This is a genomic window from Cellulomonas phragmiteti, from assembly GCF_016862775.1.
GTDB lineage: Bacteria > Actinomycetota > Actinomycetes > Actinomycetales > Cellulomonadaceae > Cellulomonas > Cellulomonas phragmiteti.
Genome location: NZ_BONP01000015.1, coordinates 74,114 through 97,105, shown reverse-complemented (window position 1 = coordinate 97,105; position 22,992 = coordinate 74,114). Strand labels below are relative to the sequence as shown.

Here is a 22,992-nt window from a genome sequence, read left to right as displayed (position 1 = left end):
CGGCGTCGGTGTCGGGGTGACCGTCGGCGTCGGCGTGGGCGTGGGCGTCGGCGTGGGCGTCACCGTCGGGGTCGGCGTGGGCGTCGGGGTCGGCGTGGTGCCGCCCTCGAAGAGCCGCGCGTAGTCGGACAGCGCGCCGGCGATCGCCGTCTGCGCCCAGAACCGGTGGTAGCGGAACTGCGGGTCGGCCCCGCCGTTGAGCGCCGCCTGGACCTTGGCCCACTGCGGGTCGTCCTTGTAGAACGACCGGATGTCGAGGAACGACACCCCCGGCCGGATGACGTCGCCGTTGGGCATCGTGCCCGTCCAGCCCGGCGGCACGTAGATGCCGTCGCCACCGGCGGTGTAGACGTCGTCGAACCGCTGGTAGTCGCCACGGGTCTCCACCGCGGAGACGCCCAGCGAGGTCTGGTTGTTCTCCCAGATCGCGTCGAGCAGGTCCTTGGCGGTGTCGCGCGCCGCGACGTTGCCCGACCTGGCCGCGTAGAACAGGAGCGCACGGGCGGTGTCGCCGGCGACGCCGACGTCCTGGCCGGAGCTCTTGAGCGTGACGGTCAGGCCGGAGTTGGAGCCCGGGTTGGTCGGGTTCCAGGTGTCGGGCTTGCCGGCCCAGGTGAGCTCGGACGGCACCGACCAGTCGGCACCGTCGGTCTCGATGTGGTCGACGACCCACGGGACCCACTTGTCGAGGACGCGCTTGGCCTGGGCGTTGCCCGTCTCGTAGTAGAGCTCGGCAACGCGCTGCACGCCCCAGGCCTGCATGCCGAACCACTGGTTCGACGGCGGGTCGTGGTAGACGGGCGCCTCGGTGTACGCCATGCCGTAGAACGTCGGCGTGCCGGCCGGGGGCTGCGCGTACGCACCGTCCCAGCTGTTGGTGACGCCACCGGCGATCGGGCCGTTGGACGACTGCAGGAACGTGTACAGCTCGAGCTGGCGCTCGAGCGACTTGGTCCAGTCGGCCTTGGCCGTCGACGACCGCGGCGTCAGCTTCGGGTCGTTGGACAGGGCCCACGCCGCGAACGGGTTCTGGTACCCCATGTGCGCGTGCGACGAGCCGATGCGCCACGCCCAGCCGGAGCTGGTGTCGGTCGCGCCGCCCCAGGCCATGTACCAGGAGAGCAGGTAGTGCGCGCTCTCCTTGCCGGAGCCGGCCGGGCAGCTCGGCGACGTGCAGCCGATGGTCTTGAAGTACTTGTCGAACAGCGTGTACCGCAGGTAGTCGCCGAGCTTGGCGGCCTTGGCCACGGTCGCGGCCACGTCGGCGGCCTTGCCCTGCTCGGTCGCCCACTTGTTGGCCCAGTAGATGGCCTCGACGGCACGCGCGTCGGCGTCGGACGCCGAGGTGAACTTCCACTGCTTGGCGTACGACGCGTCACCGGTGAAGAGGTCGAGGTACCCGTTGCGCCCGCCGTAGGTGAAGTCGTCGCAGGTGGGGTGCGGGATGGTCTCCCACACCGACTCCTGCGGGCCGCGCTGGAAGGTGTTGACGAGCGACATGCCCTGGTGGCTCGGGCCGAGCTGGCAGCCGGGGCCGGGGGCGGCACCGAAGCCGTAGACGTTGTCGACGTCGCCCAGCCAGTGCATCTGGTAGATGTCGTTGTTGCCGTACGTCGACCGCAGCTCGGCGGCGATCGGGTCACGCCCGACGCTGCCGCTGCTGCCGATCTGCGACGGGTACATGCTCGGGTGGTTGTACTCCGAGGCGTAGCTCGCCGGCGCGTCGGCCCGGTAGAAGGAGTTCGTCGGCTGATCCGCCTGCTGGGGGATCATGTACGTCTCCATGTTGACCCAGGCGTCGTTCAGGGGCTTCCAGTTGCCCGTCGCCTGGCCGTACAGCGCCTCGAGCCACAGCCAGTAGCTGTAGGCCTCGGAGGTCGTCATGTGCCCGTAGTCGGGGGCCTCGACCATGAGGGTCTCGACCGCGTGGTACGGGATGCCCTGCGGGCTGAAGTACCCGTTGGCCGGGTCCTTGATCTTGTCGTACTGCTCGAGGAACCGCTCCGCGTACTCGGAGTCGACCGCGACCGCTGCGGGCGCGACCTGCGCCGTGGGCCCGGCGAGGGCGGAGGCCGCCTGCGCGCCGCCCACGGCCACGAGCGACGTGGCCGTCAGGACGGCCCAGGCCGCTCTGACGGCACGCCGTCGGGTGCTTGAGGACATCTTCCGTACCTTTCTTGGCGTCGACCACGTGCGGCCTCGGTGCCGCCGTGGAACCTGCCCACGGCCTCGGTGCCGCCGGCAGTCCTGCACGAAGGAACGGACCGCCGGCCGGGTGCGCAGCATCGCGCCCGCGGCGAGCGGTCTGGACGTCGCTCACTCTCATCACGCGCACAGGCAGCGTCCAGGCGGCGAAACGCTTAGGGACGCGAGGTCGTGGGAGCGCGACCAGGGCAGTACCACGCGCACCCGCCGGTCCGTGGGACCGGCGGGTGCGCGACGTCCTGATCGGGCCCGTCAGGTCCAGCGGAAGACCCGGACCGCGACCGGAACCCCCACGACGGCCCAGGCGGCCATCACGAGCAGCTGGGTGCCGGGGAACGACTGGCCCACCCACGCCGCCGTCATCGCCTGGGACGCCGCCCCCAGCGGCGTGAGCCCCGCGATGGTCTGCACGACGTCCGGCATGAGGGGCAGCGGCAGCCACACCCCGGCGAAGAACAGGGACACGAAGTACAGCGTCATGCCCCAGCCGTTGGCCGCCGCGGCCGTCGGGGCCGTCGCCGCCACGAGGGACCCGAGGGCGAACGCCGACAGCACAGCCAGCAGGAACGCCACCACCACGGTCCCGGGGTCGACCGGCAGCGCGATGTCGAGCAGGAGCACCCCCGCGCCGACGGCGAGCAGCGCCGCCGCCACCAGGGCGACGAGGTTGACGACGACCTGCGCGACCAGCAGGCGCGACGGGCCGACGGGCGTCGTCGACAACCGGCGCAGCACGCCGCGCTGGCGGTACGTGGCAACCACCGCAGGGAACGTCGACAGCGCGACGGTGGCCACCGCCAGGCTCAGGACGATCGGCGTGTACCCGGTGATGGCCGTGACGGCACCCAGCAGCGGGTCGGACTCGTCGTAGGGCTGATCCGCCCAGGGCATGACCAGCCCCAGGACGGTCAGCAGCAGCGCCGGGAACACGAGGGAGAAGAAGAACACCGACGGGTCCCGCAGGAACAGGCGCGCCTCGACGCCGGTCATACGGGCCAGCGCACCGCCGCGCGACGGCCGGCGCGTGCCGGGCGACGCCGGTGCGAGCGCGGCCCGGCGTGCGGTCGTCGCGCCGGTGTCGGTCGTGGGGCTCGGGGTGGTCGTGGGGCTGGGGGTCGTGCTCATCTCACACCTCCGTGGCGGAGCCGGCGGTCTGCAGGGCCGGCGCCGGGTCGTCGGGACCCACGCCGGTGAGGGAGACGAACGCGTCCTCGAGGGACGCGCGCTCCAGACGGACGTCGCTCGTGCGCACGTCGTGCCGCGCGAGCGCCACGAGCACGTCCTGGACGACCGCGCCGCCGCCGTGCACGACGAGCGCGCGGTCCTCGACCCGGGCGTCGCGGACGCCCGGGACACCGGTGAGGGCCGCCAGGAGCACGTCGTCGGCCACGGGCGCCGCGGGACGCACGCGCAGCACCTGCTCACCGTGCGCGAGCGCGACGATCTGCGCGGGGGTGCCGACAGCCGCCACCCGCCCGGACGCGATGAGCGCGATCCGGTCGCACAGCCGCTCGGCCTCCTCCATGAGGTGCGTGACCAGCATGATCGTGACGCCCGCGTCCCGGATCGCCTCGACCACGGCCCACGTCTCGCGGCGCGCGTGCGGGTCGAGACCCGTGGTGAGCTCGTCGAGGATCGCGAGCTCGGGGCGCCCGACGAGCGCGAGCGCGACCGACAGCCGCTGCTTCTGCCCGCCGGACAGGTCCTTGAACGCCGCGTCGCGCTTGGCCGTCAGGCCCAGCAGGTCCAGCAGGTCCGCGGGGTCCGCGGGGTCGGCGTAGAACGACGCGTACAGGTCGAGCGCCTCGCGGACGCGCAGCCGGTCCGGCATGGCGGACTCCTGCAGCTGCAGCCCGACCTTCTGGTGCAGCGCGGCGGCGTGCGTCGTCGGGTCGAGCCCGAGGACGCTCACGGTGCCGCCGTCGGGACGGCGCAGCCCGGCGATCATCTCGACCGTCGTCGTCTTGCCGGCGCCGTTGCGCCCGAGGACGCCGTAGATCTCGCCGCGCTCGACGCTCAGGGACACGTCGGCGACGGCGACCGTGCTCCCGTACGCCTTGCGCAGGTGCTCGGCCCGGACGACCGGGGTGGTGGTCATGGTGGCCTCCTGGTGGGGGGTGGTGGGCGTGCGGTGCCGCGGGGCCGGCCGGGTGGCGGGCTCCGTGGGGACGTCGTGCGGGTCTAGCGGGTGACGGGACGCACCGGGGTGCGGGTGACGACGGCCGCGTAGGCGGCCGCCACGACGGTGACGACGAGCAGCGAGCCGAGCAGCGCCGGGGTCGCCGCCGCCCAGGACAGGCGGCCGGGCGGGCCCCCGTCGCCGACGCCGCCCAGCAGCGTGAGGACCGCGACCACCGGGCCGGCCGTCAGCGGCAGCGCGAGGGTGCCCCACCAGCCGCCGAGCCGCTGGTAGGCGGCACCGACGAGCAGCCCGGAGACGTTGGCGACGACGCAGGTCAGCGCGAGGTCCGCCAGCAGCAGACCTGGCGGGGACACCTCGCTGGCCAGCAGCGCGTCGGTCACCCGCCAGCCCCAGCCGGCCGCGTGGTGCAGCTCGCGCTCGAGCGCCGCCAGCGCGCTGAGCACCGCCGCGTAGGCCAGGCCCGTGCCGACGGCGACCACCAGCGTCGCGCGCGCGAACGTCCGGCGGGTCATGCCCGCGGCGGCGTGCACCGGCAGGTACGTGGCCACCAGGGCGATCGCCTGCGCGAACGGGAACCAGATCGCCCCGTGGCGGGAGTACAGGATCACGGCGGCGTCGACGCTCCCCCCGATCCGCGCGAGCACGAGGGTGACCACGGCGAAGGACGGTGCGACAACGGCCCAGAACCACGCCAGGTAGAGCAGGTTCACCCGACCGATCCGGGCGGCGGTGTGCGCGACCGGACCCCGACGACGGGGCGGGGCGGCGAGCGGGACGGCAGTCATCGGGACTCCTTCCTCGGGCGGTGGCGGGACGTCAGGGCTTCGCGGCGACCGGTGCGCCGCGGGCGAGCAGCGAGAACGCCGACGCGGTCAGGACGGCCAGCACCGCCCCGAGCGCCACGGCCAGCACGAGGACCTGCGCGTCGCTCGCGGTCGTCCACAGCCCCGGCACCTCCATGAGGCGCAGGCCGGGCACGTAGAGCGCCGCGACCACGGGGCCGACGGTCAGCGGCAGGGTGAGCGTGCCCCACCAGGCCCCGCCGCGCTGGTAGACGATCCCCACGAGCAGACCCGACAGGTTCGCCAGGACGAGCGGCACCGCGAGGTCGCCGAGCAGGGCCCACGGGGGCGCGGACGCGTCGGCGAGCTGGACCTCCGTGATGACGGAGTCCCACCCGAGCGCGTCGTGCACCGCGCGCTCGACCAGCACGAGGAGCGTCAGCACGGCGGCGTAGCCCAGCGCGGCCGCCACCTGGACGACGAGCGCCGCGCGCACGAACGTCCGCCGCGTCATGCCGGAGGCGACGTGCACCCGCAGGTAGGCGCTGACGAGCATGATGCCCAGCGAGAACGGGAACCAGGTCGACGCCTGGCGCGCGTACACCGCGATCGACACGTCGGTGCTGCCGCGGGTGGCCCAGCCGACGACGTTGGCCAGCACGATGACGACGACGGCGAGGGCCCAGAACCAGCCGGCGAGGCGCAGGAGCGCCGCGCCCAGCCGGCGGACGGTGTGCGCCGTCGGCGACGGGCGACGCGGCGTGGTCGTCGTCATCGGTCCGCCGCCCTCGACGCGTCCGCCGCCCCGGCGGTGCGCTGCGGGTCCGTGAGGTGCACGAACAGGTCCTGCAGCGGCACGGGCCCGAGCTCCAGGCCGGCGTCCCGTGCGCGGCGCACCTCACCCTCCGTGAGGACGCCGCGCACGGTGGTCTGCACGGTCCCGGCCAGGCGCTGGGAGGCGAGCACGTCGCGCCCGGCGACGAACCGCTCGACGGCGTCCGCGGGCCCGGTGACGGACAGCCCCTCGGCGCGCAGGCCCTCGGCGTCCTGGGCGACGAGCACGCGCCCGCGGTCGAGCACGACGACGTCCTCGAGCAGCCGCTCGATCTCGCCGATGAGGTGGCTCGACAGGACCAGGGTGCGGGGGTGCTCGGCGTAGTCGGCGAGCAGCGCGTCGTAGAACGCGTACCGGCTGGGGGCGTCGAGCCCCAGGTGGACCTCGTCGAGGATCGTCAGGGGCGCGCGGGACGCCAGGCCCAGGACGATGCCGAACGCGGACTTCTTGCCGCGCGAGAGCTTGGACGGCTTGCGCCGCGGCTCCAGCTCGAAGAGGTCCAGGAGCTCGCCGGCGAGCTCGTGGGAGAAGGCCGGGCGCGCGCCGGAGACGTACGCGAGGTTGTCCCGCAGGCTGTAGTCGTCGAGCACGTCGCCGGACTCGCGGACGAAGCACACGCCCGGGACGACCCGCTCGTTCTCCCAGGGGTCCTCCCCGTCGACCAGCACGCGCCCGGCGGTCGGCCGGCGGAACGCGGCGACCAGGGACGCGAGGGTCGACTTGCCGGAGCCGTTGCGGCCCAGCAGCCCGGTGATGGTGCCGGGGCGGACGGTCAGCGTCACGTCGTCGAGCGCCACCACGTCGCCGTACCGCTGCGTGACGCCGTGCAGCTCGACGCCCCAGCCGGTGGTCGTCGCGGTCATCGGGCTTCTCCCTCGGGTGTGGTGGGTGCGGCGGCACGGGCGCGCAGGCGGGCCACGACGTCCTCGACGTCGATGCCGAGGAGGCGGGCCGCGTCGGCGACGGGGTCGACCGCGTCGGCGAAGAAGGACTCCCGGGCGTCGGCGAGCAGGCGCTCGCGGGCTCCGGGGGCGACGAACATGCCGACGCCGCGGCGCTTGTACAGCACGCCCTCGTCGACGAGCTGGGCGAACGCCTTGGCGGCCGTCGCCGGGTTGATGCGGAACGTCGTGGCGTACTGCGTCGTGGACATGACCTGCTCCTCGGCTCCCAGGGCGCCGGAGAGCACGTCCTGGCGGATCTGGTCGGCGATCTGCAGGTACACGGGGTCACGTCCGTCGAACACGGTCACCCCTCCCTGCTGGTTCTGTGGTTCATTACTCGACTAATGAACCACAGAACCTCGCCGCCCACAAGTACCAGCTCGGACATCCGAAGCGTTTCGACGGTGCCGCTGCGGTTCCGCCGGGGGCCATCGCGGCCTACCGTCACGCGGGTACCGGTTGTGATCGTTCACACCACCTCGACGGAGAGGCCCGACGATGAATCCGCAGCCCGAACCACCCGACGCTCCCGAGCCAGGAGCGCCCTCCCCCGGCGCGTCGCTCTCCCGCCGCTTCCTCCTGCAGATGGCGGGCGTCGCCGGCCTCGCCGCCGCTGCGGGCCCCCACCTCGGCCCGCTCCCCCGGGCGCTCGCCGCCGAGCTGCCCCTGGCCCGCGCCGAGATCGGCACGCGCGCCCGCCCCTTCGAGCTCGGCCAGGTGCGCCTGGCCACCAGCCGCTGGACGCAGAACCAGGACCGCACCCTGGCGTACCTGCGCAGCGTCGACGTCAACCGCCTGCTGTACAACTTCCGGGCCAACCACCGGCTGTCGACGCAGGGTGCCCAGGCACTCGGCGGCTGGGAGGCCCCGAACTTCCCGTTCCGCACCCACAGCCAGGGGCACTTCCTCACGGCCTGGGCCCAGGCGTGGGCGGTGCTGGGCGACACGACGTGCCGCGACAAGGCGACGACGATGGTGGCCGAGCTCGCGAAGTGCCAGGCCAACAACGGCGCCGCCGGGTTCTCCGCCGGCTACCTGTCCGGCTTCCCGGAGTCCGACTTCAACGCCGTCGAGACCGGGAGCGGCAACGTCTCGTACTACGCGATCCACAAGACGCTCGCCGGCCTGCTGGACGTCTGGCGGCTGCTGGGCAGCACGCAGGCGCGTGACGTCCTGCTGCGGTTCGCGGCCTGGGTGGACGCCCGCACCGGCCGGCTGTCCCAGGCCCAGATGCAGGTGGCGCTGCGCGTCGAGTTCGGCGGCATGAACGCGGTCTTCGCCGACCTCTACCTCATGACCGACGACCGGCGCTGGCTCACCGTGGCACAGCGCTTCGATCACGCCGCGGTGTTCGACCCCCTCGCCGCGAACCGCGACCAGCTCAACGGGTCGCACGCCAACACGCAGGTGCCCAAGTGGATCGGCGCGGCGCGTGAGTACAAGTCCACCGGCACGACGCGCTACCGGGACATCGCCCGCAACGCCTGGGCGATCACGGTCGGAGCGCACACGTACGCGATCGGCGGCAACAGCGAGGCCGAGCACTTCCGCCCCCCCAACGCCATCTCGACGTACCTCGACCACGACACGGCCGAGCAGTGCAACACCTACAACATGCTCAAGCTCACGCGCGAGCTGTGGACCATGGACCCCGACGACGCCCGCTACTTCGACTTCTACGAGCGGGCACTGCTCAACCACCTGCTCGGCGGGCAGAACCCGTCCGACCCGATGGGCGGCTTCTCGTACTTCACGCCGCTGCGTCCCGGCGGCCGGCGCGGCACGCCCTCCTCGGGCCCCGCATGGGGCGGTGGCACGTTCTCCACGCCCTACACGACGTTCTGGTGCTGCCAGGGCACCGGGATCGAGACCAACACCAAGCTCATGGACTCGATCTACTTCGCCGAGGGCACCACGCTGACGGTCAACCTGTACATGGCGTCCACCCTGACGTGGACCGCCCGCAACGTGACGGTCACGCAGGCCACGACGTACCCCGTCGGGGACACCACGACCCTGACGATCGGCGGGAGCCCGTCGGGGTCCTGGACCGTCCGGGTGCGCATCCCGGCCTGGGCCACGGGCGCCTCGCTGACCCTGAACGGTGCGGCACTGAACGTCGCGGCCGCTCCGGGGTCGTACGCGTCGGTCACGCGCACCTGGGCGGCGGGCGACGCGCTCACGGTCCGGCTGCCGATGACCGTGCGCGTCGAGCCGACCAACGACGACCCGGGCGTGGGCGCGGTCTTCTACGGCCCCACCGTGCTGTCCGGCAACTACGGCGACCGCACGCTGTCCGGGCCCCCGGCCCTCGACGTCGCGTCCGTCACCCGCAGCGGCGCGGGGTCGCTCGCGTTCACGGCGCGGGCCGACGGGCAGGCCGTGAACCTCGGCCCGTTCTACGACGCGCACGGGCACAACTACACCGTCTACTGGCGCACGAACGGGCAGGGCGGCGGCGCACCGGCGGGCGCGTCGGGGCCGTACCGCCTCATCAACGCCGCCAGCGGCCTCGCGCTCGGGATCGCGTCGATGTCGACGGCCGACGGCGGCCTCGCGCTGCAGTGGGCCGACAACGGCACGGCCGACCACGACTGGGTGCTCGTGCCCGACGGCGACTCCCTCAAGCTGCGCAACGTGCACAGCGGCAAGGTGCTGGGCGTCGAGAACATGTCGACCGCCGACGGCGCGCGCGTGCTGCAGTGGGGCGACACGGGCACGGCCGACCACCGCTGGACGCTCGTCGACGCCGGCGACGGCACGCACGGCGTCCGCAACGCGCACACCTCGCGCGTGCTGGGCCTGCAGGGCAACAGCACCGCGCAGGGCGCGCAGGCCGTCATGGCCGGCGACGACGGCACGCCCGACAACCGGTGGCGCGTGGTCCCCACGGGGGCGCGCCGCATCCAGAACCGCCACAGCGGCCTGGTCCTGGGGGTCACCGACATGTCGTCGGCCGACGGCGCGCGCGTCCTGCAGTGGGGCGACACGGGCACGGCCGACCACCTGTGGACCGCGGTGCTCGGCAGCGACGGCCTGCTGCGGCTGCGCAACCAGCACACGGGCAAGGTGCTGGCCGTCGACGGCACGGGCAACGGCGGGCGCGCCGTGTCGACCACGGACACCGGCGCGAGCACCCAGCGGTGGCGGCTGCGGTACGGGTCCGGCGGGTACTTCCGGCTGCAGAACGCCACGGGCCGCGTGCTGGGCGTCGACTCGATGTCGACCACGCAGGGCGCGCAGGTCCTGGTGTGGGACGACAGCGGCACCGCCGACCACCTGTGGCGGTTCGTCTGACGGAGGGCGGACGGGCGGGCCGCGCGCAGGGGTGCGCGCGGCCCGCCTCGTGTTGTGTCGCCCGGACGGGGGACCGCCGCCGGGCGAGCCATCCTTCCGGGCGTGCGCTCCGAACCACACCCGACCACCGCGCCGACGAGCCCCCGCGCTGCCCGGGCGACGAGCGGGGACGACCGACACTGCGAGTCCGCATGCACCCCACCCCAGCGCCCGCCCTGCGGTCCCCCCGCGCCCGGCGCACAGCCGCGTGGGGCACACTGTCGCTCGTGACCACGACGCCCGGCGGACCGCCCGGCCCTGCCGGGGCGACGGGGGTCGACGAGCCCGCAACGCTCGACGCCCTCCTCCTGCGTGTCGGGACCGGCGACGAGACGGCGTTCGCGTCGGTCTACGACGCGCTGTCGGCGAGCGTGTACGGCATCTGCTTCGCCGTCCTGCGCGACCGCGACCACGCCGCCGAGGTGCTGCAGGAGGTCATGGTCGAGGTGTGGCGCACCGCCGCGCGCTTCGAGCCGGACCGCGGCTCCGCACGGACGTGGGCGCTCACGCTCGCGCACCGGCGGGCGGTCGACCGGGTGCGCGCCGTGCAGGCGCAGCGGACGCGTGACCAGCGGGTGCTCGACGAGCAGGTGGAGCGCCCGTTCGACGTCGTCTCCGAGGAGGTCGAGGACAGCATGGAGCGGGCCCGGGTCCGGCGCTGCCTCGACGCGCTGACGCCCACCCAGCACGAGGCGGTCGTCCTCGCCTACTACGGCGGTCGGACCTACCGCGAGGTCGCCGAGCAGCTCGCGGCCCCGCTGCCGACCGTCAAGACCCGGATCCGCGACGGTCTGCTGCGCCTGCGCGACTGCCTGGGGGTGGCCGCATGAGCGCCCACGACGACGCCGGACGCACCGACGTGCGGGACCTGCTCGGGGCGTACGCGCTCGACGCGGTCGACGACGTCGAGCGCCGCGCGGTCGAGCGGCTCGTGGCGAGCGACCCGGACGCGGCGCAGGAGCTCGCCGAGCTGCGGGCGACCGCGGCGCTGCTGGGCTCCGCCGTGCGGACCGCACCGCCCGCCGACGCCCGCGGTGCGGTGCTCGAGGCGATCCGGCGCACCCCGCAGGACCGGACGCCGGACGGCGACGGGCGTGCGGTGCGGGTCGACGACGAGCCGGCCGCCGGTGCGGTGCCCGACACCGCTGTTCGCGACACCGCAGCGCCCGACACCGCTGCACCCGGCACCGCAGGTGACGTCCCCGGAGATCCCCGGGGGGTGACCGACCTGGCCGCGCGGCGCCGTGCACGGCGGCCGAACTGGCTCGCCGTCGCCGCGATCGCCGTCGGCGCCGCCGCCGTGCCGGCCTCCGTCGCCTGGCAGCAGGCGCAGGAGGCGGATCGGGCGCGGGAGCAGGCGCAGGTCCTCGCGGCGCTGCTCGCCGAGCCGGACACCGAGGTGGTGCGCGGCCAGGTCGAGGGCGGCGGCACGGCCGTGGGCGTCCTCGGGACGGACCAGGCGGTCTTCACCGCGACGGGCCTCGAGGACCCCGGCGCCGGCCGGGAGTACCAGCTCTGGGTCATCCGGGACGGCGTCGCGGTGCCCGACGCCGTGATGCCCGACCGGTCGGGCGAGGTCCGTGCCGTGACCGACGCCTTCGCGGCCGGTGACGCGCTCGCGGTCACCGTCGAGCCGCGCGGCGGGTCGCTGGAGCCGACGACCGTCCCGGTGGTCGTGCTCGCCGCCGAGGCCTGACGCCTCTGCGCCACTGGATCACCCTCTCACCGTGACACTGGATCGCCCTCTCACCGTGACACTGGATCACCCTCTCACCGTGAGAGAGCAATCCAGTTCGCGCGACCGGCGCCGACGTCCGGCTGAGGAGCAAAGGCGTCGCCGTGCGCCGTGCCGGCCCGTAGGTTGCCCGCATGGAGAGCGAGCGCGAGAGCATCGAGCCCGCGCGCGACGACGCGGAGGAGCTCCGTCGCCGACGCCGCCGGCTCAAGGACAGGGTCCGGTCGGCGCCCTGGCGCCTGGACCTGCGCGAGGAGCTCGCAGCGGTGTACCGCGCCGAGGGCAACGCCTCCCAGGCCGGCCGCTGGAGCTACCTCGCTGAGCACGTCGACCCGGCCGAGCTCCGGGCGTTCGCGCGGTCCTGCCGGGACGACCCGGTGGAGATGATGTGGGCCCTGCGCTGGACGGGGTCGGAGGAGCGCGCCGAGACCGAGCTGGCGCGGGAGCGGCTGCTCGCCCTGCGCGCCCAGGCGCGCGCTCGGACCGGTCGCTCGATCCCCTGGGAGAAGCCCGACGCCACCGGCATGACGTGGCAGCTGGCGCTCGGGTGCTTCGCGGTCGTGCTCGTGCTGGTGCTCGTCGTCATCGGAGCCGTCACCGCCGTCCGGTGCCTCGCGAGCCAGTGGTGACGCCCACGCGCTCGCACCGCGACGCGGGTCCTGGCGGCGGCTGCCGGGACCGCCGCCGGGCGCACCGACGACGAGGCCCCCGCTCCGTACCCTGAGCGGGGGCCTCGCCGGTCCGGCCGGTGTCAGCTCGTGGGCATGAGCACCGAGTCGATGAGGTACACCGTCGCGTTCGCGGTGGTGACGCCGCCGCAGACGACGTTCGCGCCGTTGACCATGAGCATGTCGCCCTCACCGGTCACCTCGACGGTGCCGCCCTGCACCGTGGTCTGCTCGCCGACGACCATCTCGGGCGAGAGCTGCCCGGGCACGACGTGGTAGGTGAGGATGTTCGTCAGCATCGCCGAGTCCGTCTTGAGGGTCTCGATCGTCGCGGGGTCGATCTGGGCGAACGCCTCGTCGACCGGCGCGAACACCGTGAACTCGTCACCGTTCAGCGTGTCGACGAGGTTCACCTCGGGGTTGAGCTGGCCGGAGACGGCCGCGACGAGGGTCGTGAGCAGCGGGTTGTTCGACGCGGCGACCGCGACGGGGTCCTGCGACATGCCGACGACCGAGCCCGGACCGTCCGGGACGGCGGCGGCGTAGTCGGCACAGCCCGCACCGACGAGGTTCGCGGCGGGGTCCATCATCATCTCGTCCTCGGTCTCCATGGGCGTGGGCGCCATGGTCTCCTCGGACATCGTGGCGTCGGCGGTCGGCTCGGCGGCCGGCTCCGAGCTGCACGCCGCGAGGCCGAGCGTCGTGACGGCGAGGAAGCCGAGGGTGGCGAACCGGGTGCGCTTCATGGTGTTCATCGATGTGTCTCCCTCGTGTGTCCGGTGCGACGAGCTGTGCACCGGTGCTGGTGAGCCCGCTCCAGCGGGGCCTTCGAGGGTGGGTTCGGAGCGCCCCGGGGCGTGGATGGCTCGGATCGGAGAAGTTTTTTTCGCGGCACCTCACCCGGGTGCCTCGGCGCCGCGCCACCCATCCGCGGCGGCCGGGGCGCCGAACGCAGGGCATGGACCTCTTCACGCTCGCGCTCATCGGACTCGTCGGCGGTGTCATCACCGGGATCTCGCCGTGCATCCTGCCGGTGCTGCCCGTCATCTTCTTCTCGGGCGGCGTGCAGAGCGCCCGCACCCCGACCGTCCGCACGGGGCGCGCGTCGGCGCCGGCACTGACGCCGCTGGGCGTCGCGGGCCTCGCGCAGCCGTCGTTCAGCACCGCTGCGGCGGGGCGACCCGCCGGTGGCGGCGGTGGTGCCGTCGCCGTCGACGACCGCCCGGAGCCGGGCGCCGGGCCCCGCGCACGGCGGTGGCGCGTGAGCGAGACGTGGCGGCCGTACCTCGTGATCGGCGGCCTCGTCACGAGCTTCACGCTGTTCACGCTCCTCGGGTCCTTTGTGCTCACGCTGCTCAACCTGCCGCAGGACCTGCTGCGCTGGTCCGGCATCGTCGTGCTCGCGCTGCTCGGCGTCGGCCTGCTGGTCCCGAGGTTCGAGGCGGTGCTGGAGCGGCCGTTCGCGCGGCTCGCGCCGCGCGGCAACAAGAACGCCAACCGCAGCGGCTTCCTGCTCGGCCTGGGTCTCGGTGCCGTCTACGTGCCGTGCGCGGGTCCGGTGCTCGCTGCCATCACGGTCGCCGGGGCGACGGGCCAGATCGGTGTGGGGACGGTCGCGCTGACGATGTCGTTCGCGCTCGGCGCGGCCCTGCCGCTGCTGGTGTTCGCGCTCGCCGGCCGTCGGGTCGCCGAGCGGGTCCGCGCCTTCCGTACCCACGAGCGCGCCATCCGGGCCACCGGCGGCGTCCTCATGGTCGCCCTCGCCCTCGCCCTGGCGTTCAACCTCACCGACGCGATCCAGCGCGCCCTGCCCGGGTACACCGAGGCGCTCCAGGACCGCGTCGCGGCCAACGAGACCGTGCGCCGCGAGCTCGACCTCGGCGGCCTCGTCACGGACGAGAACGCGCAGCTGTCGCAGTGCAGCGACGGTGCGGCCGAGCTCGAGGACTGCGGCCCCGCGCCCGAGCTGCGCGGCATCGATACGTGGCTCAACACCGACGGCGGTGCCCCGGTGACCCTCGCGGACCTGCGCGGGCAGGTCGTGCTGGTCGACTTCTGGGCGTACTCCTGCATCAACTGCCAGCGCTCCGTCCCGCACGTCACCGCGTGGGACGAGGCGTACCGCGACGCGGGCCTCACGGTGATCGGCGTGCACACCCCCGAGTACGCGTTCGAGCGCGAGACGCGCAACGTCGTCGAGGGCGCGCGCCGGCTCGGCATCGAGTACCCGGTCGCGCAGGACAACGCGTACGCGACGTGGACCGCCTACCGCAACCGGTACTGGCCGGCGCACTACCTGATCGACGCCGACGGCGTCGTCCGGCACGTCGCGCAGGGCGAGGGCGGCTACGAGACGACCGAGAAGCTGATCCGCGAGCTGCTGCGCGACGCCGACCCGGACGTGCGGCTGCCCGAGCCGACCGACACGGTCGACACGACCCCCCGCGACGCGGGGATCACTCCCGAGACGTTCCTGTCCGTCGGCAAGCGGTTCAACTTCGGCGGGGACGCCTACCGCGAGGGCGACGCGACGTACACGCTGCCCGCCGACCAGGCCCCCGACACGTTCGCGTTCGGCGGCGGGTGGACCACGGACTACCAGGCCGCCACGGCCGGCGACGACGCGCGACTGCGCCTGACGTTCACCGCACGCGACGTGTACGTCGTCCTGGGCGGGGAGGGCACGGTCACCGCGACGGTCCGCGACGAGGACGGACGGGTCGTCGAGCGGTCCACCGTCGACGTCTCCGGGGCCCCGACGCTCTACCCCCTGCTGGACGGCGACGACGTGGTGACCGGCACCGTCGACGTCGAGGTGGGCCGGGGGCTCGCGGCCTACTCGTTCACCTTCGGGTGAGCCCGGCGGGCCACGTCTGAAGCTCCCCGGCGTCGGGTGGATCCCCCCACCCGGCGCCGGGGTCACCCGCGCCGGTGCGTCAACGCCGGACCGGACGGGGGCCGAGCGACGCCAGCAGGCGCAGCTTGTCGTCGTCCGGGGTCCCCGGGGTCGCCGTGAAGACGAGGAGCACCTGGGCCTGCTCGACGTCGACGAGGCGCTGGCACTGCAGCGCCATCTCGCCGAGCTCCGGGTGCACGAGCCGCTTGTGCAGCTCGTGCCGCAGCCCGACCTCGTGCTCGGCCCACAGCCGCTCGAACTCCTCGCTGCGGGCGAGCAGGGACTCGACGACCTGGGCCGCCCGCGACCCCGCACCCTGGCGCGCGAGCGCAGCGCGCAGGTCGGAGACGAAGACGCGCCCGCGGGTGTCGTGGTCCTCCGGCGGGTACACGTCCCGCGACGTCGGGTGCGCGAACCACCGGTGGACGACCGCGCGGTCCAGGCCGGTCAGCACGGAGTCGTCACCGAGCAGGGCGGCCGCCGCGGCGTTCTGGGCGAGCGTCTCCCCCAGGTCCGTCATCACCTGGGCGGGCGTGTCGTGCAGGCGGTCGAGGACGCGCATCAGTCCCGGGGCGACGTGGTCCGACTGTCCGGTCCGCTCGGGCGCCGGGCGGCCGACCAGCCGGAACAGGTGGTCCCGCTCGGCGAGGGACAGGCGCAGGCCGCGGGCCATCGCGGTGAGCACCTGGTCCGACGGCTGCGGCCCACGCGCCTGCTCGAGGCGCGACCAGTAGTCGCTGGAGATGTCGCACAGCAGCGCGACCTCCTCACGGCGCAGACCGGGTGCCCGGCGCCGCGTCCCGCGCGGCAGTCCCACGTCCTCGGGCTGGAGGGCCTCTCGGCGGGTCCGCAGGAAGTCGGCGAGCTGGGCGCGGTCCACCCCGGCAGTCTTCGCCCGGGGCGCCGCCGGAGCAAGACGCGGCACCGCGCCGGACCCGCTCACAGCGCGATGCCGCCCGACGCCTCGATCCGCTGGCCCGTGACCCAGCCCATCGCGGGCGAGACGACGGCAGCGACGAGCGCGCCGATGTCCGACGCCTGCCCGACACGGCCGAGCGCGGTCTGCGACGCGAGCACCGCCTGCAGGCCGGCGGTGTCCCGCACGGCGCCGCCACCGAAGTCCGTGGCGACCGGCCCCGGCGCGACGACGTTGACGGTGATGCCGCGCCCGCCCAGCTCGACCGCCCAGTACCGGGTCAGCGCCTCCACGGCCGCCTTCATCGCGCCGTACGTGGAGTGACCGCCGGCCCGGACGAACCGCGCGAGCCCGCTGGACACGTTGACGACGCGGCCGCCGTCGACGAGCAGCGGGACGAGCGACTGCGTCAGCAGGAAGACCCCGCGCACGTGCACGTCGAACAGGGACTGCAGGTCGGCCGCGGTGGTGCTGCCCAGCGGGGTGGGCAGGGCGTGGCCGGCGTTGTTGACCAGCACGTCGAGCGTGCTGCGGCCCCACGTGGTGTCGAGCGCCGCGGTCAGGCGGGCGGCGAACCCCTCGACGTCGGCCACGTCGCCCGTGTCGAGGCGCAGCGCGACCGCGCGGCGGCCCGCGGCCTCGACCTCCGCGACGACAGTCCGCGCCTCGTCCTCGTGACTGCGGTAGGTGAGGACGACGTCGGTGCCGTCGGCGGCGAGCGCGAGGGCCGTCGCACGGCCCAGACCGCGGTTGCCGCCGGTGACGAGGGCGACGCGCGTGCGGGTGGTGGTCGACGTGGTGGTGCTGCTGTCCGTCATGGGGTCCTCCGAGGGTGCGGCCGCCGGCTGCGGCCTGGTGCTCCTCAGCCTCGTGCGCCCGCGGTCGGGCCAGAAGGCCGCGTGGATCCTGGGACCGCCGGTCCCTGGATGCCGTGCGGGCGCCCCGACCGCGTGTCAGTCCGCGGTTCCCCCGTCCACCAGCGCGCACCGGTCCTCGCCCGGGGCGGGCGTGCCGGTCGCGCGGGTCAGCAGCGCGCGCAGGGCGGTGCGCTCGTCGGGGGTCAGTCCGTGCAGGACCGCGTCCTCGGCGGCGGCGGCGCGCTGCTCGACGTCGGCCAGGGTCGTGCGGCCGGCGGCGGTCGCGGCGATGCGGCGCACGCGCCGGTCGGCGGGGTCGGCGCAGCGCTCGACCAGGCCGGCCGCGCACAGGTCGTCGAGCAGGTAGGTCATGACCGTGCGGTCGATGCCGAGGTGGGCCGCGAGCGCGGCCTGCGTCGGTGCGGTCGCCGCGGCCGTGACGACGCGCAGCAGCTGGTAGCCGCGCGCACCGGCGGGGATGCCGTCGAGCACGGCGCCGACGCCCGTGCGCCAGCGCGCCAGCAGGGTGCCGAGCTGCCAGCCGAGGTCGTCGGAGGTCGGCGGTGCGGCCCCGGTGCCCGCGTCGTCCGCGGTGCCGGCCGCTGCGTCGGTCGCTGTGCCGGTCGCTGCGTCGGTCGTCGTGCTCGTCACGCCGTCAGCATACGCGCTGGACGGCAGATCGTCTGCTGTGCATATGATCTGTGCAGCACACGATCTGAGGAGACCGCATGACCGACTACGGGCACGAGCTGACGTTCGGCACGTTCCTCACCCCGCAGAACGCCGACCCGACGGCCCCCGTCGACCTCGCGGTGCTCACCGAGGACGTCGGCCTCGACCTCGTGACGTTCCAGGACCACCCGTACCAGCCGGCGTTCCTCGACACCTGGACCCTGCTGTCCTGGGTGGCCGCGCGCACCGAGCGCGTGCACCTGGCCGGCAACGTGCTCAACGTGCCCCTGCGGCCGCCGGCCGTCCTCGCGCGCGCCGCCGCGAGCCTCGACCTGCTGTCCGGCGGGCGCGTCGAGCTGGGCCTGGGCGCCGGGGGCTTCTGGGACGCGATCGAGGGCATGGGCGTCCCGCGGCTGACGCTCGGGCAGGCCGTCGACGCGCTCGACGAGGCCATCACCGTCATCCGCGCGCTGTGGGACACCGACGCCCGCGGGCCGCTGCGCGTCGGCGGCGAGCACCACCACCTCGCGGGCGCGAAGCGCGGCCCCGCGCCCGCGCACGACATCGGCATCTGGGTGGGCGCCTACAAGCCGCGCATGCTGCGGCTGGTCGGGCGCTCGGCCGACGGCTGGCTGCCCTCGCTGCCCTACCTGCAGCCCGGCGACCTCGCGCGCGGCAACGCCGCGATCGACGCGGCCGCCACCGACGCGGGGCGCGACCCGCGGGAGATCCGGCGCCTGCTCAACATCACCGGCACGTTCCGCCCCGCCCCCGGCGACGGCCTCGACGGGCCACCAGAGCAGTGGGTCGACGAGCTGGTCCGCTACGCCCTGGAGGACGGGACGGGCACGTTCGTGCTGGGCACCGACGACCCCGCGACGATCCGCACGTTCGCCGAGCAGGTCGCCCCGGCGGTGCGGGACCAGGTCGCGGCGGCCCGTGCGTCGTCCGAGACCGTCACCGGCGCCGTCCGCAGCGCCGTCGCGCTGGCGAAGCGGGTCGAGGGCATCGCGTACGACACCGCCCCCGCGGAGGTCACTGCCGTCGAGCCCGGTGACCGCGCCTACGCCGCCCTGCGCTCGACCTACATGCGGCGCGGCGCACCGGGCGTCGTCCTGCTCCCCCGCACGACGACCCAGGTGGTCGACGCGCTGGGGTGGGCGCGCGAGCAGCGCGGGCCGCTGGCCGTGCGCTCGGGCGGGCACGGCATCTCGGGCCGCTCGACGAACGACGGCGGCGTGCTCCTCGACGTCGGCGCGCTGGACCAGGTGACGGTCGTCGACGAGGCCACGCGGCGCGTCCGGCTGGGTGCGGGCGCCACGTGGGGCAAGGTCGCCACGACGTTGGCGCCGCACGGGTGGGCGATCTCGTCCGGCGACTACGGCGGCGTCGGCGTCGGCGGCCTGGCGACGACCGGCGGCATCGGCCTGCTCGGCCGGTCGTACGGGCTGACCATCGACCACGCCGTCGCGTACGAGGTCGTGACGGCCGACGGCACCGTGCACGTCGTCGACGCGCAGCGCGAGCCCGAGCTGTTCTGGGGCCTGCGCGGTGCCGGCGGCAACCTGGGGATCGTCACGTGGGTGGAGATCGAGGCCGCCGAGGTCCCCGACGTGGTGTTCGCGACCATGACGTTCGACGCGTCGGACGCCGTGCGGCTCGTGGAGCGCTGGGCGCGGACCGTGCGGGAGGCACCGCGGCAGCTCACGAGCTTCCTGCACCTGCAGGCCGGCGGGGGTGGGCGCCAGCCGCTCGCGCAGGCGATGACCGTGTGGGCCGACGACGACACGACCGCGGCCGTGACCGTCCTCGAGGAGCTGCTGGGCGCCGGGCCGGTGCTCGACCAGCGCGCCACGCTCACGCCGTACTCCGGCGTCGTGGGACCCGTCGCCAAGCACCACGACGGGGGCGCGCCGCCGGTCACCCGGTCAGGGCTGCTGCCCACCATGACGCCGGACGTGGCCGCGGACGTCGGGGCGCTGCTCGGGTCCGGCCAGGCGATGCTCGTGCAGCTGCGTGCGACCGGCGGAGCCGGCAACGACCTCGCCCCCGACGCGACCGCGTACGCGCACCGCCACCAGGAGCTGGTGCTCAGCGCGTTCTCCGGACGCGGGTCCCGCGCGGGCCTCGACGACGTGTGGGACCGCCTCGCGTCCCCGCACACCGACGGGCTGTACCTGTCGTTCGAGACCGACCCTCGCCCCGAGCGGCTGCTCGACGCGTTCCCGCAGCCGACCCTCGACCGCCTGCGGGCGCTCAAGCGCACCTACGACCCGGACCACGTGTTCGACCAGAACTTCCCCATCGCCCCGCACTCCACACATCACCCGTGAGCGGCGTCTACAGAGGGCAAGCAGACGCCACGAGCCACGGAGGCCCTGATGGACCTCGACCACGACCCGCCTCCGCCGGCGCGCGACCGCGCGGCTGATGATGCTCGACGGGCAGACTCTCCCTGTCGCGCCCAGCGGCACCCCCGCGTCCTGACCGCCCGGCAGACCGACGAGACGAGGGCTGTGTGACCGAGCTGAGGCTGCGGACCGGGTTCGAGATCGAGCTGCTCGCGCCGGCCGGCTCCGACCGGCGGGAGCTGGCCGACGTCCTGGCGGCCCGCCGCGGCGGCGCGGTGCGGCGCGTGTTCCACACGGACAGCGAGCCGTCGACGGTGCCGGGCATCGGGGTGTTCCGGCACCTGTCCCCGGGGTTCGACGTGGTCGACGCGGCCGGTGCGCCCGTCGCGCGGCTCGTCGACGACATCACGATCGTCGCCGACCTGGCACCGGCGCCCGGGGCGGCCCGCCGGCCCGGTCACCGCGGCTGGTACCGGGTGCTGTCCGACGACGCGCGGCTGCTGCGGCTCGTCGAGCGGCACGCCGACCCCGACGCGCCGATGGCGCAGGTGCTCGACCCGGTCGCCGAGGTGTTCGGCGTCCGGGCGGAGGTCCTGCCGCAGGCCACGCGCGTCAACGACCCGACGGGTGCGACGGTCGCGATCGCGATGCCCCTGCCGGCCGGCCGCGAGCGACCGTGCGAGATCGTCACGCCGCCGCTGACCACCGGCCACGCCCGCACGCTGGAGCACCTGCTGGCCCCCGCCCGCGACCTGGGCTTCACGGTGCCGCGCGAGGCCGCCGTGCACGTGCACGTCGACGGCGCGCCGTTCCGCTCCCCGTCGGCGTTCGCGAACCTCGTGCGGCTCTTCGCGCACTGGCGGGAGCCGCTGTGGGAGGCCCTGGGGACCAACCCGGCGTGCCGGCGGCTCGCCCCCCTGCCGGACGCCGTCGTGGCGCTCGTCGAGCAGCCGTGGCAGGACGCCGACGGGGGCCCGGGCTGGGGGCGGCTGCAGCACGCCGCACGCACGGTCGGCCTGACCAAGTACGCGGACGTCAACCTCACCCAGCTCGTCACGCCCCGGCCGGTGCGCGACACCGTCGAGGTCCGCAGCCTGCCGGGCGAGGTGGACGGCCCGTCGATCGTCCGCCGTGCCGCGCTCGTCGAGCGGCTCCTGCTGCGGTGCCTCGACCCGGCACCCCTCCCCCCGCCCGGCGCGACGGCTGCGCGCGACCCCCGCGGCGCGCTCGACGCCCTCACCGCGGTGGGAGCCCGATGAGCACACGGACCCGCCCCGCCGGCCCCGACAGCGACGCCGTGACGGTTGCCGCCCGCGCGCTCGACGACGTGGTGCGCGACCACCTGCCGGGTCTGCTGCGGTACGCCACGGTCCTGGTCGGCGACGGGCACACCGCCGCCGACCTGGTCCAGGAGGTCCTGCTGCGCGCGCACGTGCGGTGGACGCGGATCTCGCTCATGGACCGCCCCGACCTCTACCTGCGGCGCATGGTGACCAACGAGCACCTGTCCTGGCGGCGGCGCTGGCACGTGCGGACCATCCAGCCGGCCGACGACGCCGTCCTGGCCTCCCACGCGCGCCCCCAGGGCGACCACGCCGAGCACGTCGTGCGGGACGACGCCCTGTGGCGCCACCTCACGGCCCTGCCCCCACGACAACGGGCCGTCCTGGTGCTGCGCTACTACGAGGGCCTCGCGGACGCCGAGATCGCGACGGTCCTCGGCACGTCGGGCGCGACGGTGCGCTCGCACGCCTCCCGCGCCCTCGCGGCGCTGCGCCTCACCGACCTCACCACCCCTCCGGAGGACCGATGACCCCGCACCGCCGGGTCGTGGACGACGACTTCGCCGACCGCCTCACCCGGGTCATGCAGGACCGCGCCGCCACGGCGCCCGACGTCGACACCGTCGCTGCGGCACTGCGTGCCCGCGCGCGGGAGCAGGACGCGCGGCCCGCCTCGGTGGTCGCGCTGCACCGCGGCGGCCGCGTCGTCGCAGCAGGGCTGGTGACCGGCTCGCTCGCGGTCGCCGGTGCGGGTGCGGCGGCCGCCGCGAACCCGTACTCGGAGGTCGCGCGCGCCGTGGAGACCGCCGTGCAGGCCGTCGGCATCGACTGGTCGCCCATGCCCGCGGGCTACACGCGGGACCAGCACGACGCGTTCTGGGACGCCGGGTACGTCGGCCCGGAGGTCGACCAGCTGATGCAGCTGTGGGACGTCGACGCGCTCGAGGCCAAGGCCCGGGCCGGCCAGATGATCCTCGACGGCCAGGAGCCGCCGGTCGCCCCGGGCCCGCTCACGACCGTCCAGGGCGCGGCCGGCTCGACCGTCGAGTACACGCTCGAGCAGTACGACGCGTTGTGGGGCTCGGGGTACCTGTACGAGGACGTCGAGGCGCTCGTCGCCCTGTGGGGGGTCGAGGAGACCGAGGCCAAGGCGCGCGCCGGGCAGATGATCCTCGACGGCGTCACCCCGCCGGTCGCTCCCTCCGGCACGCCCGAGGGCTACCACCGGGGCGGGTGAGCACGGACCTGCGGAGGACGCCACGCCCGCCGGTCCTCCCCCACAGGTCGCAACCCGGGTTCCCCGCTGCGCCCGAAGACCCGACCCCCCTGCGTTGACCAGCATGGACGCAGGTCGTGAGGAGGAGGTGCG

At 74.6% G+C, this 22,992-nt stretch carries 20 protein-coding genes; 9 read left to right on the top strand and 11 right to left on the bottom strand.

What is annotated here, in order from left to right:
* The 7 genes from Cph01nite_RS13040 to Cph01nite_RS13010 form a co-directional block, all read right to left on the bottom strand.
* Nucleotides 1-2,163 (bottom strand): glycoside hydrolase family 48 protein (locus tag Cph01nite_RS13040; protein WP_203674843.1); only part of this gene is annotated, 2,163 nt, incomplete at its 3' end.
* A gap of 294 nt (nucleotides 2,164-2,457) precedes the next feature.
* Nucleotides 2,458-3,330, bottom strand: coding sequence for an ABC transporter permease (locus tag Cph01nite_RS13035; RefSeq protein WP_203674841.1), 873 nt, complete (start codon nucleotides 3,328-3,330; stop codon nucleotides 2,458-2,460).
* Between the two features lies 1 nt (nucleotide 3,331).
* Nucleotides 3,332-4,303: an ABC transporter ATP-binding protein gene (locus Cph01nite_RS13030; RefSeq protein ID WP_203674839.1), complete on the bottom strand. Its 972-nt coding sequence runs from the start codon at nucleotides 4,301-4,303 to the stop codon at nucleotides 3,332-3,334.
* Nucleotides 4,304-4,386: 83 nt separating this feature from the next.
* A complete protein-coding gene (locus Cph01nite_RS13025; protein ID WP_203674837.1) occupies nucleotides 4,387-5,133 on the bottom strand; it encodes a hypothetical protein in 747 nt (248 codons plus the stop codon).
* Between the two features lie 31 nt (nucleotides 5,134-5,164).
* Nucleotides 5,165-5,905: a hypothetical protein gene (locus Cph01nite_RS13020; protein WP_203674835.1), complete on the bottom strand. Its 741-nt coding sequence runs from the start codon at nucleotides 5,903-5,905 to the stop codon at nucleotides 5,165-5,167.
* A complete protein-coding gene (locus Cph01nite_RS13015) occupies nucleotides 5,902-6,828 on the bottom strand; it encodes an ABC transporter ATP-binding protein (protein ID WP_203674833.1) in 927 nt (308 codons plus the stop codon). Before Cph01nite_RS13015 ends, Cph01nite_RS13020 begins: the two co-directional genes overlap by 4 nt.
* Nucleotides 6,825-7,211, bottom strand: a complete 387-nt coding sequence (locus tag Cph01nite_RS13010; RefSeq protein WP_203674831.1) for a GntR family transcriptional regulator — start codon at nucleotides 7,209-7,211, stop codon at nucleotides 6,825-6,827. The genes Cph01nite_RS13015 and Cph01nite_RS13010 overlap by 4 nt, the downstream gene beginning before the upstream one ends.
* A gap of 196 nt (nucleotides 7,212-7,407) precedes the next feature.
* On the opposite strand from Cph01nite_RS13010, the gene Cph01nite_RS13005 reads away from it, so the two are divergent.
* From Cph01nite_RS13005 to Cph01nite_RS12990, 4 genes are all read left to right on the top strand, one after another.
* Nucleotides 7,408-10,206: a beta-L-arabinofuranosidase domain-containing protein gene (locus Cph01nite_RS13005; protein WP_203674829.1), complete on the top strand. Its 2,799-nt coding sequence runs from the start codon at nucleotides 7,408-7,410 to the stop codon at nucleotides 10,204-10,206.
* A gap of 266 nt (nucleotides 10,207-10,472) precedes the next feature.
* The gene (gene sigK / locus Cph01nite_RS13000; protein WP_239069247.1) at nucleotides 10,473-11,075 is read left to right on the top strand and encodes an ECF RNA polymerase sigma factor SigK; all 603 of its coding nucleotides are present in this window, start codon (nucleotides 10,473-10,475) and stop codon (nucleotides 11,073-11,075) included.
* Nucleotides 11,072-11,941 (top strand): anti-sigma factor, encoded by an 870-nt coding sequence (locus tag Cph01nite_RS12995; RefSeq protein ID WP_203674824.1) that lies wholly within the window; start codon nucleotides 11,072-11,074, stop codon nucleotides 11,939-11,941. Before sigK ends, Cph01nite_RS12995 begins: the two co-directional genes overlap by 4 nt.
* Before the next feature lie 173 nt (nucleotides 11,942-12,114).
* Entirely contained in the window at nucleotides 12,115-12,609 is a 495-nt protein-coding gene (locus Cph01nite_RS12990) for a DUF6584 family protein (protein WP_203674822.1), read from the top strand.
* 122 nt (nucleotides 12,610-12,731) lie between these two features.
* On the opposite strand, the gene Cph01nite_RS12985 is transcribed toward Cph01nite_RS12990, so the two are convergent.
* Nucleotides 12,732-13,403 carry a fasciclin domain-containing protein gene (locus Cph01nite_RS12985; protein ID WP_203674820.1) on the bottom strand — a complete coding sequence of 224 codons (672 nt, stop codon included), beginning with the start codon at nucleotides 13,401-13,403 and terminating at the stop codon, nucleotides 12,732-12,734.
* A 203-nt stretch (nucleotides 13,404-13,606) separates the two neighbouring features.
* Between Cph01nite_RS12985 and Cph01nite_RS12980 the strand changes: the two genes are divergently transcribed.
* Nucleotides 13,607-15,505, top strand: coding sequence for a cytochrome c biogenesis protein DipZ (locus tag Cph01nite_RS12980; RefSeq protein WP_203674818.1), 1,899 nt, complete (start codon nucleotides 13,607-13,609; stop codon nucleotides 15,503-15,505).
* A gap of 79 nt (nucleotides 15,506-15,584) precedes the next feature.
* On the opposite strand, the gene Cph01nite_RS12975 is transcribed toward Cph01nite_RS12980, so the two are convergent.
* From Cph01nite_RS12975 to Cph01nite_RS12965, 3 genes are all read right to left on the bottom strand, one after another.
* The gene (locus Cph01nite_RS12975; protein WP_203674815.1) at nucleotides 15,585-16,424 is read right to left on the bottom strand and encodes a helix-turn-helix transcriptional regulator; all 840 of its coding nucleotides are present in this window, start codon (nucleotides 16,422-16,424) and stop codon (nucleotides 15,585-15,587) included.
* Nucleotides 16,425-16,483: 59 nt separating this feature from the next.
* Nucleotides 16,484-17,278 carry an SDR family NAD(P)-dependent oxidoreductase gene (locus Cph01nite_RS12970; RefSeq protein ID WP_203674813.1) on the bottom strand — a complete coding sequence of 265 codons (795 nt, stop codon included), beginning with the start codon at nucleotides 17,276-17,278 and terminating at the stop codon, nucleotides 16,484-16,486.
* Nucleotides 17,279-17,413: 135 nt separating this feature from the next.
* The gene (locus Cph01nite_RS12965; protein ID WP_203674811.1) at nucleotides 17,414-17,968 is read right to left on the bottom strand and encodes a MarR family winged helix-turn-helix transcriptional regulator; all 555 of its coding nucleotides are present in this window, start codon (nucleotides 17,966-17,968) and stop codon (nucleotides 17,414-17,416) included.
* Between the two features lie 77 nt (nucleotides 17,969-18,045).
* On the opposite strand from Cph01nite_RS12965, the gene Cph01nite_RS12960 reads away from it, so the two are divergent.
* The 4 genes from Cph01nite_RS12960 to Cph01nite_RS12945 all read left to right on the top strand — a co-directional run bounded on the left by Cph01nite_RS12960 (nucleotide 18,046) and on the right by Cph01nite_RS12945 (nucleotide 22,860).
* A complete protein-coding gene (locus Cph01nite_RS12960) occupies nucleotides 18,046-20,322 on the top strand; it encodes an LLM class flavin-dependent oxidoreductase (RefSeq protein WP_203674809.1) in 2,277 nt (758 codons plus the stop codon).
* A 185-nt stretch (nucleotides 20,323-20,507) separates the two neighbouring features.
* Nucleotides 20,508-21,599, top strand: coding sequence for an amidoligase family protein (locus Cph01nite_RS12955; protein WP_203674807.1), 1,092 nt, complete (start codon nucleotides 20,508-20,510; stop codon nucleotides 21,597-21,599).
* The gene (locus tag Cph01nite_RS12950) at nucleotides 21,596-22,153 is read left to right on the top strand and encodes an RNA polymerase sigma factor (RefSeq protein WP_203674805.1); all 558 of its coding nucleotides are present in this window, start codon (nucleotides 21,596-21,598) and stop codon (nucleotides 22,151-22,153) included. Before Cph01nite_RS12955 ends, Cph01nite_RS12950 begins: the two co-directional genes overlap by 4 nt.
* A complete protein-coding gene (locus tag Cph01nite_RS12945) occupies nucleotides 22,150-22,860 on the top strand; it encodes a hypothetical protein (RefSeq protein WP_203674803.1) in 711 nt (236 codons plus the stop codon). Before Cph01nite_RS12950 ends, Cph01nite_RS12945 begins: the two co-directional genes overlap by 4 nt.
* Nucleotides 22,861-22,992 lie beyond the last annotated feature (132 nt).

Coding starts and splice junctions, on each gene's coding strand:
- Cph01nite_RS13030 (WP_203674839.1), bottom strand. CDS start 4,303: ATGACCACCACCCCGGTCGTCCGGGCCGAGCACCTGCGCAAGGCGTAC.
- Cph01nite_RS12980 (WP_203674818.1), top strand. CDS start 13,607: ATGGACCTCTTCACGCTCGCGCTCATCGGACTCGTCGGCGGTGTCATC.
- Cph01nite_RS12990 (WP_203674822.1), top strand. CDS start 12,115: ATGGAGAGCGAGCGCGAGAGCATCGAGCCCGCGCGCGACGACGCGGAG.
- Cph01nite_RS13035 (WP_203674841.1), bottom strand. CDS start 3,330: ATGAGCACGACCCCCAGCCCCACGACCACCCCGAGCCCCACGACCGAC.
- Cph01nite_RS12995 (WP_203674824.1), top strand. CDS start 11,072: ATGAGCGCCCACGACGACGCCGGACGCACCGACGTGCGGGACCTGCTC.
- Cph01nite_RS12985 (WP_203674820.1), bottom strand. CDS start 13,403: ATGAACACCATGAAGCGCACCCGGTTCGCCACCCTCGGCTTCCTCGCC.
- Cph01nite_RS12960 (WP_203674809.1), top strand. CDS start 18,046: ATGACCGACTACGGGCACGAGCTGACGTTCGGCACGTTCCTCACCCCG.
- Cph01nite_RS13020 (WP_203674835.1), bottom strand. CDS start 5,905: ATGACGACGACCACGCCGCGTCGCCCGTCGCCGACGGCGCACACCGTC.
- Cph01nite_RS13025 (WP_203674837.1), bottom strand. CDS start 5,133: ATGACTGCCGTCCCGCTCGCCGCCCCGCCCCGTCGTCGGGGTCCGGTC.
- Cph01nite_RS12970 (WP_203674813.1), bottom strand. CDS start 17,278: ATGACGGACAGCAGCACCACCACGTCGACCACCACCCGCACGCGCGTC.
- Cph01nite_RS13005 (WP_203674829.1), top strand. CDS start 7,408: ATGAATCCGCAGCCCGAACCACCCGACGCTCCCGAGCCAGGAGCGCCC.
- Cph01nite_RS13015 (WP_203674833.1), bottom strand. CDS start 6,828: ATGACCGCGACGACCACCGGCTGGGGCGTCGAGCTGCACGGCGTCACG.
- Cph01nite_RS12950 (WP_203674805.1), top strand. CDS start 21,596: ATGAGCACACGGACCCGCCCCGCCGGCCCCGACAGCGACGCCGTGACG.
- Cph01nite_RS12945 (WP_203674803.1), top strand. CDS start 22,150: ATGACCCCGCACCGCCGGGTCGTGGACGACGACTTCGCCGACCGCCTC.